Raw genomic sequence first — 11,799 nt, forward strand, 5'->3', positions numbered from 1 at the left:
ACACCGTGCGGATACTTGTCGCCGGAGCCACCGGAGTGGTCGGACATCCACTGGTGGGCGCGCTGCGGGCGCGGGGCCACCAAGTGAGCGCGCTGGTACGGGAGGAGTCCCGGACCCGCGCTCCGGAGGCGGACGCGATGGTGGTCGCCGACGCCCTCGACCGGGAAGCGCTGCTGGCCGCCCTGACGGACGTACGGCCCGAGGTGGTCGTCCATCAGCTGTCGGCGCTGCGGCTGTTGCGCGACGACCCGCCGGAGGCCTTCGCGCGGACCGCGCGGCTGCGCACCGAGGGCACCGCCAACCTGCTGGCGGCGGCCCGCGCGGCCGGTGCCCGACGACTGGTCGCGCAGTCCATCGCCTTCGCCGCCGCGCCGACCGGAGACCCGGTCGTCGACGAGGACGCACCGCTGTACGTGGACGCCCCGGACCCCGGCTGGGCGGCCACCGTACGGGCCGTGGCCTCGCTGGAGTCACAAGTGCTCGCCGGAGAAACGGAGTTGCGCGGGCTGGTGCTGCGGTACGGGACGCTGTACGGCCCCGGCACCGCGTACGCCCGTACCGGCGGCACCGGACAGCGGGTGCTGGCGGGGAAGTTGCCGCTGCCCGAGGGCGGGGCCGGGATCACCTCGTTCCTGCATGTGGAGGACGCCGTGGGGGCGGCGGTGGCTGCCGCGGAGTCGGAGGCCACCGGGGCCTTCCACATCACGGACGACGAACCGGCCCCGGCCGCCCAGTGGTTGCCGCACTTCGCCCATGCGCTCGACGCCCCGCCGCCGCGTACGGTCCCGGCGGCGATGGCTCCCCGGCTGCTCGGCTGGTTCATGGCCCACCAGCTCACCTCGGCGGCCGGCGCGTCCAACGCCCGGGCGCGTACGGAACTGGGCTGGAAGCCGGTGCGGCCGAGCTGGCGCGACGGGCTGGGCCAGGAATGACCGGACCCGGGCCAGGCTCTTCGGGCGGCGCCCGCGGTGCCGTCGTCGTGTGCGTGATCGGTGCCGGGCCGCGCGGCCTCTCGGTCCTGGAGCGGCTGTGCGCCAACGCGGGCCAGGCGGGCCCCGCGGTCGTGGTCCACCTCGTCGACCCGTACCCGCCCGGCCCGGGCGCGGTGTGGCGCACCGACCAGCCGTCCGAGCTGCTGATGAACACGGTCTCCTCCCAGGTGACCCTGTTCACCGACGACAGCGTGCCGTGCGCGGGCCCGTCGATCCCGGGCCCGAGCCTGTACGAGTGGGCGCGCACCTTGGGCCCCGAGGGGCATCCGGCCGGGGTCCTGGCGGAGGCGCGGAGCCTCGGCCCGGACACCTATCCGACCCGCGCCTTCCACGGCCACTACCTGGAGTGGGTCTTCCGGCACCTCTTACGAACCGCCCCGCCCGAGGTCACGGTCCGCACGCACCGGACGACCGCGACCTCGCTGGCCGACGGCCCGGACGGCAGCCAGACGGTGACCCTGGCGGACGGCGAACGGCTCACCGGCCTGGACGCGGTCGTACTCGCCCTGGGACACGGCAAGTTGACCCCGAGCCCGGAGGAACGCGCCCTGCACTCCTTCGCCACCCGCCACGCACGCACCGGTTCCCGTACCCGTACCGGTTCTGGTTCGGGAGTGGCCTACGTGAGTCCCGCCAACCCGGCCGACGCCGACCTGAGCGCCCTCCTGCCCGGCAGCCCTGTCGCCCTGCGCGGACTCGGGCTGAACTTCTTCGACCAGCTGTCCCTGCTCACCGAGGGCCGCGGCGGCACGTTCAAGCAGGGCGACGACCGGGACGGCCGGGGCACCGGGCTCGTGTACATCCCGAGCGGCAACGAGCCTGTTCTGTACGCCGGTTCGAGACGCGGAGTGCCGTACCACGCGCGCGGCGAGAACGAGAAGGGCGCGCTCGGCCGTCACCACCCCCGCTTCCTTACCCCGGAGGTCATCGCCGGCCTGCGGCAACGCCCCGTCGGCTTCCGTACGGACATCTGGCCCCTGATCGACCGCGAGGTCCGGACCGTCTACTACGAGGCGTGGATCCGGGCCGCCCAAGGCCCCTGGGCGGCAGCGGAGTTCGTGCGGTCCTGCTACGCGGGCCGCGAGACCGAGTCGGTCCTCCTCGACCGGTACGACATACCGCCGGACGAGCGCTGGGACTGGCAGCGCATTGAACGGCCCTACGGGAAAAGGCACTTCACGGACCGCGCCGACTTCCGGCACTGGCTGTTGGGACATCTGCGGCAGGACGTCGCAGCCGCCCGCCTCGGCAATGTGAACGGCCCGCTGAAGGCGGCGCTGGACGCGCTGCGTGACCTGCGCAACGAGGTCCGGCTGGTGGTCGACCACGGCGGGGTCGTCGGCGAGTCGTACCGGGCCGAACTGGACGGCTGGTACACGCCGTTGAACGCGTTCACGTCGATCGGCCCGCCCGCGTTCCGGATCGAGCAGCTGATCGCGCTGATCGAGGCCGAGGTGCTGCACGTGGTCGGTCCGGGGATGCGGGTGCGTCCGACGGACGGTGAAGGCGGGTTCGGGCACGCCGGTTTCCTCGTGGACGCGGAGGGCGTGGCCGAGGCGCCGGTGCTGGTCAGGGCGCTGGTCGAGGCTCGGCTGCCCGACATCGACCTGCGGCGCAGCGCCAGTCCGCTGCTGCGGGGGCTGCTGGCTGCGGGCGGGTGCGTCCCGTACCGGCCGGGCGGCCACAAGACCCATGAGACGGGCGGGATGGCGGTGACCGACGGTGCGCCCCGGCTGCTGGACGCGGCGGGGCGACCGCACCCGCGCCGGTTCGCCTTCGGGGTGCCGACGGAGGGGGTGCGCTGGGTGACGGCGGTCGGCATCAGACCGGGCGTGGGCTCGGTGACGCTGGAGGACTCGGACGCGATCGCACGGGCGGTACTTGGGCTGGAGAAGTCCGAAGTGCTGCCGCAGCAACCAGCCATGACTGTCCCTCAGACCAGTTTCACGGGGAGTTGACGCGCATGAACGGGAGGACGACTTCCGCCTCCGTGGGCACCGACTCGGGGCTGCTCGCGCCCACCTGGGCGGGTACGCCCGCGGCGGCCGAGGTGACCGACGAGGCGTGGCTCCAGGCCATGCTGGACGTCGAAGTGGCGCTGGCCCAGGCCCAGTTCGAGGTCGGGCTGACACCCACCGAGGCACTGGCGACGATCGCCGCGGAGGCACACGCGGACCGCCTCGACCTGGTCGCCCTGGCCCACGCGGCCCGAGCCGCCGCCAACCCGGTCGTCGCGCTGGTCACGGCCCTCACCGAGGCGGTCGCCGCCAAGGACCCGGCCGCCGCCGACTACGTACACCGGGGTTCGACCAGCCAGGACATCCTCGACTCGGCGGCGATGCTGATCGCCCGCCGCGTACTCGCCCTGATCGCCACCGACCTCGAACGCACCGCCACCGCCCTGGCCACCCTCTCCGACACCCATCGCCACACCGTCCTGGCGGGCCGCACCCTGACCCAGCACGCGGTTCCCACCACCCTCGGTCTGAAGGCGGCGGGCTGGCTTCAGCTCGTCACGGACGCCCGCACGCGAGTACGGGCGGTGGCGTCCGCGCTGCCGGCCCAACTGGGCGGTGCGGCGGGCACGCTGGCCGCGTATCGCGAGTACGCGACCTTGGACGGCGGGGCGGGAAGGGCGTCCGGGGACGAGGGTGGAGTGGTGGCCGGAGCGGAGGCCGGAGTCGAGTTGCTGGCTCCGTTCGCGAAGGCCCTCGGGCTGGCGGAGCCGACGCTGCCGTGGCACACCGTACGCACGCCGATCGCCGAACTGGGCGCGGCACTTCAGCTGGTCACCGGGGCGCTCGGCAAGTTCGCGCTGGACGTGCAGACACTGTCCCGTACGGAGATCGGCGAGGTCTCCGAACCGGCGGCGGAGGGACGCGGCGCCTCGTCCGCGATGCCACAGAAACGCAACCCGGCCCTCGCCACCCTCATCGTGTCGGCCGCCCGCCAAGTCCCGGCGTACGCATTGGTGTTGGCCCAGTGTCTGCTGGCGGAGGACGAACGCCCCGCCGGGGCGTGGCACGCCGAGTGGCAGCCGTTGCGGGAGGCACTGCGGCTGGCGGGCGGCGCGGCGCACACGGCGGTGGAGCTGGCGGAGGGCCTGATCGTCCACCCGGACCGCATGCTGGCCAACCTCGAACTGACCGGCGGAGCCGTCGTCACCGAGCGACTGGCGGTCGTACTGGCCCCGTTGCTCGGCAAGGCGCACGCGAAGAAGCTCCTGTCGGCGGCCTCGGCCGAGTCGGCCGCCACCGGCCGCCCGCTCACCGAAATCCTCGCCGCACAACCGGAGTTGGCGGCCGGACTCACCCCCGCCCACCTTTCGGACCTGCTCGACCCGACCCGCTACACGGGCGCGGCGGACGCGCTGATCGACCGAGCACTGCGTACATACGAGGGCAACGGAGGCGTCGTCCGATGGGCGAAGTGAGAGCGAGCGATGTGAGCGGACCAGGTGCCGCGGGTGCTCCTGACGCTACGGGGAAGGCCGGTCGACCGCCGTCGTGGCCCGTCCTCCTGGTCGTCGTCTGCGCGCAGATGCTGATCTGGCTGGACACTTCGGTCCTCAACGTCGCCGTCACCACCCTGGCCGACCCGGCGGACGGACTGGGCGCGACCCCGGCCGAGTTGGAGTGGGTGGCGAGCGCCTACACCCTGGTCTTCGCCGGTGCCCTCTTCGCGGGCGGTGCGCTGGCCGACCGCTTCGGCCCCCGGACCACACTCCTCGCGGGCCTTGCACTGTTCGGCGCGGCCTCGGGAGCCGGTGCTTTCGTCTCGTCGCCCGGCTGGCTGATCGTGGCGCGGGCCGGGATGGGCGCGGGCAGCGCGCTGCTGATGCCGGCGACGCTGTCGGTGATCGTGCAGACCACTCCGGAGGAGAAACGCACCCGGGCGATCGCGATCTGGAGTTCGTCCAGCGGTCTGGGGGTGGCTGTGGGCCCGGTGGTCGGCGGGGCGCTGCTCGGCAACTTCTGGTGGGGCTCGGTGTTCCTGGTCAACGTACCGATCGTGGCACTGTGCATGGCCGGAGTGGCGGCCGTCGTACCGGAGTTGAAGGGCCCGAGGCGCAGACAGCTGGACCTGCCCGGCCTGACGCTCTCGGTCCTGGGCCTCGGCGGGGTGGTCTACGGCATCATCGAACTGGGCAACGGCCGGACCTGGTACGGCTCCCACGTCCTCCTCCCCCTCCTCCTGGGCGGCGCTCTGCTGGCCGCGTTCGTCGCCGCTCAGCGCAGGTCGCCCGCCCCCAGCCTGGACGTACGGCTCTTCCGCCGGCCCGGGTTCGCGGCCGGGAGCGTGGTGCTGCTGATCGCGTTCATGGCACTGGCCGGTCACCTCTTCTACGCGGCCTTCTACCTCCAGGGACCCCGCGGGCTGTCCCCCTCCGACGCCGGACTGGTGATGATCGCCGCCGCGATCGGCATCGTCCTGGGCAGCCAGGCGTCCCCCGCGACGAGCCGTCTGCTGACGGCCCGCTGGACGGTGGCGTCGGGAGTCCTGGCCACGGCGGTCACGTACATCGCGTACGCCTGGCTGGACGGCAGCACCCCGCTCTGGTTCATCGCCGCGCTGCTGTGGATCCAGGGCTTCGGAATGGGCCTGGTCGGTACGCCGGTCACGGCCGTCATGATGAGCGGGGTGCCGCCGCAACTCGCGGGCGCCGGCTCGGCAGTCAACAGCGTCACGCGTCAGGTCGGCGGCACACTGGGGGTGGCGATGGCCGGTTCGATCCTCTCCGGGGTGTACCGGTCACGCATGTCGGACACCGCCGAACTACCCGATTCTGTACGCGAGTTGCCCCCGGCGGCTGCGGAGCAGGCCCGCACCTCGGCCGAGGCGGCCCGCTCACTCGCCGAATCCCTCCGCCTACCGGAACTGGCGACGACCGCCGACCGCGCCTTCCTCGACGCGATGTACGCCACCACCCTCTCCATCGCCGCCCTGGCCCTCGTCGGCTTCGCGGTGTCGGTGGCGGGCCTGCGCACACGGACGAGGAAATGACGACGGCGGAGAAGAGCGAGAGGGAGAGGGAGAGGGAGAGGGACATGGAGGGGGATATGGAAAGGGAAGCCATGATGGCGCAGGCGACGCCTCGTTCGGTCTTCGTCACTGGCGGGAACAGGGGGATCGGGCTGGCCATAGCCCGCCGTTTCGCGACGGCCGGCGACCGGGTCGCGGTGACCTACCGAGGCGAACCGCCCCCCGAGGCTGAGGGATTGCTCGCCGTACGCTGCGATGTGACGGACAGTCAGCAGGTCGACCGGGCCTTCAAGGAGGCCGAGGCGGCACACGGCCCGGTGACGGTCCTGGTCGCCAACGCGGGCACCTCGAACGACCGTCTGCTGGTGCGGATGACGGAGGCGGACTTCACCTCGGTCATCGACACCAACCTCACCGGAGCCTTCCGTGCCACCCAGCGCGCTGTGCGCGGCATGCTCCGCGAGGGTCACGGCCGTATCGTCCTCATCTCGTCCACGGCGGCCCTGCACGGCTCCGCCGGCCAGACCAACTACGCCGCGGCCAAAGCGGGGTTGATCGGCTTCGCCCGCTCACTCACCCGGGAGCTGGGCCCCCGGGACATCACGTGCAACGTGGTGGCACCCGGACTCACCGAGACGGACATGAGCGCCGCCCTCACCCCGGACCAGCGCCGCGACCTGCTCCGCCGGACCCCGGCGGGACGGCTCGCCCGGCCGGACGAGGTCGCGGACGCGGTGGCGTTCCTGGCGGGGGCGGGGTATGTGCGAGGGGCCGTGATTCCGGTGGACGGGGGTGCGGGGCTGGGGCACTGAGGCGGCACACCCGCAACCCCGCAACCCGACGTCAGGCGTCAGGCGTCCCGGTCCTGCGGACGTGCAGCACGTTGCCGTCCAGGGGCAGAGGTACCCGGCCCACCAGGGTGAGGCCCGCGTCGGCGAACAGCCGGGCGTAGTGGTCGGCGCGCCGTTCCCGTCCGCCGACGTTGCACATCATGTGCAGGTCCCAGGCCGTGGCCAGCGAGGCGGATCCGTCGGCGGGCAGAACGCGTTCGACGACGAGCAGATCGGCGCTGTCGGACATCGCGCGGGCGCAGTGACGCAGGATCTCGCGGCAGCGGTCGTCGTCCCAGTCGTGCAGGACGCGGGACAGGACGTAGACGTCGCCGCCCGCGGGTACGTCCGCGAAGTCGCCCGCCCGGAAGGTGCACCGCGCCGCGTGGCCGGCCGCGCCGAGGAGGACACGGGCTGTCTCGACGGTGTGCGGGCGCTCCAGCAGGACGCCGCGCAGGCGGGGGTGTGCGGAAAGGATTCGGCTGAGCAACTCCCCGCTGCCGCCCGCGATGTCGACCACGGTGGCCCCTTCGTCCGCCCCGGCGAGGACCGGGTGGGTGGGCAGCGGGTCGAACATCCGTGAACCGGCGGCCATCGACCGGTCGAAGAGTTCGGCGAGTTCGGGATCGCGGACGAAGTGGTCGAAGTGGTTCTCGCCGAAGCGCTGCTCGAAGGCGACCTGTCCGGTGCGCACGGTGTGCCCGAGTCCGGCGAAGGACTCGTAGAACGGTCCCCCGTACATCAGAGCCAGCGACCGCATCGACCCTTCCGCGTCCGCGCGCAGCAGAGCGCCGGTGTCCGTGAGCCGGAAACCGTCCCGGTCCTCGCTGACCACGCCGAGCATGGTGAGGTAGCGCAGCAGGGTTGCCAGGTTCGGCTCGAACGCACCGACGCCGTGCGCCAGTTCCGCCAGGCCGACGCTCCGGTCCTCGGCCATCGCGTCGGGTACCTCCAGCCGCGCGAACGCGGCCAGGGCCTGCGTCGTCCACGCCCCGGTCAGCAGGCGCAGCAGGATCTCGGCGGGATGGCGCCCGCGGTGCTCGTCGAGGTGGGCGGCGAGGATGTCGCGATGGTCACCGGGGACGTACAACTCCACTTGCCGGTAACCGGCCTTGGACTCTGCGGGCGCGGTGAAGTAGAACACCGTGCCGTTCTCGTGCGGGTTGTAGCCGCCGCCGCTGGGGGTGGCCCCGTACTGTCCGAAAACCGCGCACAGGCCGCGCAGCACCAACGGATCCGGTGCCTCGACCTCGAAGGCGACATGCGACTCGTGCTGCCGCTCCCGCTCGTGCGCGGCGACCGTGCCGAGGTCCGACCCGGGTGGCACGGTCAGCGCGAACACCTCGACCATGCGCCGCGCCCCGTCCGGGCACTCCACCACCGGGCGCAGAATGCCGACGTCGAGGTCCGCCGTACTCCGGTTGTGCCGTACGGCGAGACGCTCGCGCACGACGACACTCGGCTGCGGCGGCCCGTCCGCGACGAGTCCGCAGTCGGCGAGCGTGGTGTCCAACGCCGCCTCGTCCGGCGGGAAGACGAGCAGCGCAGCGTGCCGGAACTCGCAGCGCTCCACGAGACTCCGCAGTTCCGGGCCGTCGAGCCCGGGAAGCAGGAGCGGAAGCAGAGTGGCGGTGTCCTGTTCCTTGACGAAGTCGACCGTCGCGCGCAGGCGGGACGTATCGCCCGACAATGCCGTGATCATTTGCGGGGGGAGCCTCATTCCGGGGTTCGGATACGTGCGTACGGACGTACGCAGGGGTGGAGTTCGCAGGGGTGGAGTTCGCAGGGGTGGAGTTCGGGGGCGGCGGGCTATACGCCGACGTAGTGCTCGGCGAACCAGTCCTGGTGGCTGCGCGAGGTGCGCAGTGAGGTGAGGCGGGAGCGGCGCAGGGAGTTGTGGAACAGCGACTCGGCGTCCGCGCCGGACGGGCCGTGCAGCAGCCCGATCATCCAGTGCGAGAACTCCTGCGCACGCCAGATGTGGACCAGACTCCGCGCCGAGTAGGCGTCGAGGCCCTCGGGATCCCCGAGGGTGAGGTCGTCGATCAGGGCGCGGGCCAGGAGAGACGCTTCGAGGACCGCGAGATTGGCGCCCTTCGCGGCGGACGGGCTGATCAGACCGGCGGCGTCGCCGACGAGGAACAGCGCGCCGTGGCGCAACGGTTCGAGCACGTCGGACTCCAGGTCGACGACGGATCGCTGCACGACGCGCCCGCGGCGCAGCGGGCCGTACTCCCGCGCCCGCATCCGCAACTCCAGCTCGTCCCAGATCCGTTCCTCGGACCAGTCGTCGGCCCGGGTGCCGCGCTCGCACTGCAGGTAGTAGCGGGTGACCTCGCTCGTGCGGGCCATGTGCCCGGCGAACCCGCGCTCGTGCACCGCGTATCCGACGGCGTCCAGACTGGGCGGCGCCTCGGCGAGCAGGCCGAGCCAGGTCACGCCGTGATCGCGGTGGTGGCGGACCGTGCCTGGCGGCAGTGAACGCCGGGCCGCGCCGTGCCGGCCGTCGCAGCCGGCCACGTACCGCGCCCGCCACAGGCCCGGCCGCCCGTCGGCGTCGCGCACATCCACCTCGGGCCGCTCGCTGTCGGCGTCGCGTACGGCCAATGCCTCGACACCGAAACGGAGTTGTCCGCCACGTTCCAGGAACCGCGTCAACAGGTCGGTCACCAGCTCCTGTTGGGGGTAGACGGTGTGCCGCTCCCCCTGCCCGAGCCCGCTGTAGTCCAGCCGGAACCGGCCGTCCTCGGTACGGAACTCGCAGGTGCTGTGGAGTTGCCCGCGCCGCCGCAACCCCTCGGTGAGACCGTGCCGTTCCAGGATCCGTACGGTGTTGGCGGCCAGGAACCCGGCACGGGCCCGCGTCTGCACATGCGTGCGCTCGGCCCGCTCCAGGACGACGCAGTCGATCCCCCGGTCCACAAGGATGTTGCCGAGCACGAGCCCGGCCGGCCCTGCCCCGAGGACGACCACATCGGCCACGTGGTCGGCCGGTCGCCGCCGCCTCTTCCCAACTGTCACGGAACTAGATGCTAAGTAGCCAGAAGTCCATGTCAGCGCATGAATCACCCGAATGCCCGGCTCGAACGACAACTCGAACGACAACCTGAACGGCGACCCGAACCGCTGAGAGAGCGGGGCTCCGGACCGGCCCTGAATCCTGTTGTCGTGGGGCACCCGGGAAAGTGACGAGAGGACCTAGCATCGCCACATGCGTTTCTGGCGGAGTCATGACACAGTCGCAGTCGCGTCCCTCCCCCGCGACCCGCGAGCCGACGAGTACCCGATGCCGTTCGTTCCGTACGGCTGGTACGCCGTGCTCCGCAGCGCCGAGCTGCCGCCGGGCAAGGTCGTCAGCCTCCACTACTTCGGCCGGGCGCTCATCGCCTTCCGCGGGACCGACGGGCAGGCGACCGTCCGGGACGCGCACTGCCCCCACTACGGCGCACACCTGGGCGCCGGTGGGAAGGTCGTGGACGGCACGGTGGTGTGCCCGTTCCACGGCTGGCGGTTCGGTACGGACGGCAAGTGCGTCGAGGCACCGTTCGCCGCCCGCACCCCCAAGGTGTCCCTCGGCGGATTCCCGGTCCGTGAACACAGCGGACTCGTCCTCGTCCACGTCGGACCGGGCGAGCCGTCGTGGGAGGTACCGGAGATCCCCGAGACGAAGTCCAAGGACTACGCCGCCCCGATCGACGACACCTGCCGGGCGCGCATCCACGTGCAGGAGATGCGCGAGAACATCGTCGACGAGTCCCACTTCCACTACATCCACGGCCAGGTCGAACCCCCCGTCCAGGACTGGAGCCAGGACGGCCCGTACGCCGAGGCCCGCGGCCGGATCGCCCGACGCGTCCTCCGCTGGGACATCAACAACACCTTCGACGCCTTCATGTACGGCCCGGGCGTCATGGTGGTCCGCGTGCACGGCCCCGTCCTGTCGGTGACCGCGGTCGCCCTCACCACCCCGATCGACGACCGCACCAGCGAACTCCGGATGCTGTACTACCTGCGCAAACCGGCCCGGCTCCCCTTCCTGACACCTTTCCTCAAGCTCGTCTTCCGCGCGGAGGCCCTGGGCGAGGTACGGGAGGAGGTCGAGATCTGGGACCACAAGATCCACCAGGCCCGCCCGGTCCTGCTTCCGCACGAGAAGGGGATCAGGGCGCTGCGGCGGTGGTACGCACAGTTCTATCCGGCTGAGGTGACGATTCCGGGGGCGCGCCAGCCGGAGCTGTCGGCCGGGGCCGGGGCTGATGCCGAAACCGTCGGACGGACAGGGAGCGACGAGCCGGTCCGGACTGCGCCGTAGAGCGGCGGGGCTCGATCGGGGCGGGCCTCGATCGCCCCTGGAGTCCGAGCCGCCAGGCGGGGCCCCGCTGCTCAGTCGGCAGGCGGGGCGTCTGTCGCGGTTCGAGCCGGCGTTTGGGGGCCGGCCTGGGAGCACGACAGCTCCCAGGGGCTGCTCCCGACGCGGCCCCGCCACAGCACCCGGCCGTACTTGCGTTCCCAGTGGGCGACCCGTGCGGCCTTCGCCGCCCATCCCAGACCCACCATCAAGGGCGCCAGACAAATCCACGGTCCGAAGAAGAAGGCCATGCCCAGAGCCGGCACCAGAAGCACCAGGAGGAAACCCGGCTGGACGGGTCGGTCGTGCCAGAAGTCCTCGGTGGGCAGGACCGTCTCGGGGGCCAGCGGAGTCGCGGCGTCGAAGTCGCGTACCTCACCGAACCATTTGATCCGGGTGTTCTCGAGAAACGTGAACAGCGCCCAGATCGCGAGAAAGCCCGCGAAGGTCTGCACCGAACGGTCGCTGATCCGCACCGCAGGGAACCCTCGTACGAGACCCACGACCACCGCACTGACGGCCACGGCGAGCAAGGCGGTCAAGGACGCCCGTAGCTCGTGGTGCAGCAACCTGTCCATCGCTTCCCCCCGTACTGCCCGCGCGCTGAACGCCGTCAACTGTACTTCCAGAGCGCTCGGTTCGGGTC

General features: G+C 71.9%; 9 protein-coding genes. 6 read left to right on the plus strand and 3 right to left on the minus strand.

Annotated elements, in window-relative coordinates; all coding sequences use genetic code 11:
* Positions 1-5: 5 nt before the first annotated feature.
* From OHN74_RS20535 to fabG, 5 genes are all read left to right on the plus strand, one after another.
* Positions 6-932 (plus strand): NAD-dependent epimerase/dehydratase family protein, encoded by a 927-nt coding sequence (locus tag OHN74_RS20535; RefSeq protein ID WP_327696019.1) that lies wholly within the window; start codon positions 6-8, stop codon positions 930-932.
* Positions 929-2,950: an FAD/NAD(P)-binding protein gene (locus tag OHN74_RS20540; protein ID WP_327696020.1), complete on the plus strand. Its 2,022-nt coding sequence runs from the start codon at positions 929-931 to the stop codon at positions 2,948-2,950. The genes OHN74_RS20535 and OHN74_RS20540 overlap by 4 nt, the downstream gene beginning before the upstream one ends.
* Positions 2,951-2,955: 5 nt before the next feature.
* Positions 2,956-4,425, plus strand: coding sequence for a class-II fumarase/aspartase family protein (locus tag OHN74_RS20545; protein ID WP_327696021.1), 1,470 nt, complete (start codon positions 2,956-2,958; stop codon positions 4,423-4,425).
* Positions 4,413-5,996, plus strand: coding sequence for an MFS transporter (locus tag OHN74_RS20550; RefSeq protein ID WP_327696022.1), 1,584 nt, complete (start codon positions 4,413-4,415; stop codon positions 5,994-5,996). The genes OHN74_RS20545 and OHN74_RS20550 overlap by 13 nt, the downstream gene beginning before the upstream one ends.
* Before the next feature lie 74 nt (positions 5,997-6,070).
* A complete protein-coding gene (fabG, locus tag OHN74_RS20555; RefSeq protein ID WP_327700201.1) occupies positions 6,071-6,787 on the plus strand; it encodes a 3-oxoacyl-ACP reductase FabG in 717 nt (238 codons plus the stop codon).
* 31 nt (positions 6,788-6,818) lie between these two features.
* Here the strand turns inward: fabG and OHN74_RS20560 are convergent, their stop codons facing one another.
* Together OHN74_RS20560 and OHN74_RS20565 are read right to left on the minus strand one after the other, a co-directional pair.
* Positions 6,819-8,507 (minus strand): methyltransferase, encoded by a 1,689-nt coding sequence (locus OHN74_RS20560; protein ID WP_327696023.1) that lies wholly within the window; start codon positions 8,505-8,507, stop codon positions 6,819-6,821.
* Positions 8,508-8,614: 107 nt separating this feature from the next.
* Complete coding sequence (locus OHN74_RS20565; protein WP_327700202.1) at positions 8,615-9,778, minus strand: 4-hydroxybenzoate 3-monooxygenase; 1,164 nt, start codon at positions 9,776-9,778, stop codon at positions 8,615-8,617.
* Positions 9,779-10,091: 313 nt separating this feature from the next.
* Between OHN74_RS20565 and OHN74_RS20570 the strand changes: the two genes are divergently transcribed.
* A complete protein-coding gene (locus tag OHN74_RS20570) occupies positions 10,092-11,117 on the plus strand; it encodes a Rieske 2Fe-2S domain-containing protein (RefSeq protein WP_327696024.1) in 1,026 nt (341 codons plus the stop codon).
* Positions 11,118-11,188: 71 nt separating this feature from the next.
* Here the strand turns inward: OHN74_RS20570 and OHN74_RS20575 are convergent, their stop codons facing one another.
* Positions 11,189-11,731: a hypothetical protein gene (locus OHN74_RS20575; protein ID WP_327696025.1), complete on the minus strand. Its 543-nt coding sequence runs from the start codon at positions 11,729-11,731 to the stop codon at positions 11,189-11,191.
* Positions 11,732-11,799: the final 68 nt, after the last annotated feature.

Source organism: Streptomyces sp. NBC_00459, from assembly GCF_036013955.1.
Taxonomy (GTDB): domain Bacteria; phylum Actinomycetota; class Actinomycetes; order Streptomycetales; family Streptomycetaceae; genus Streptomyces.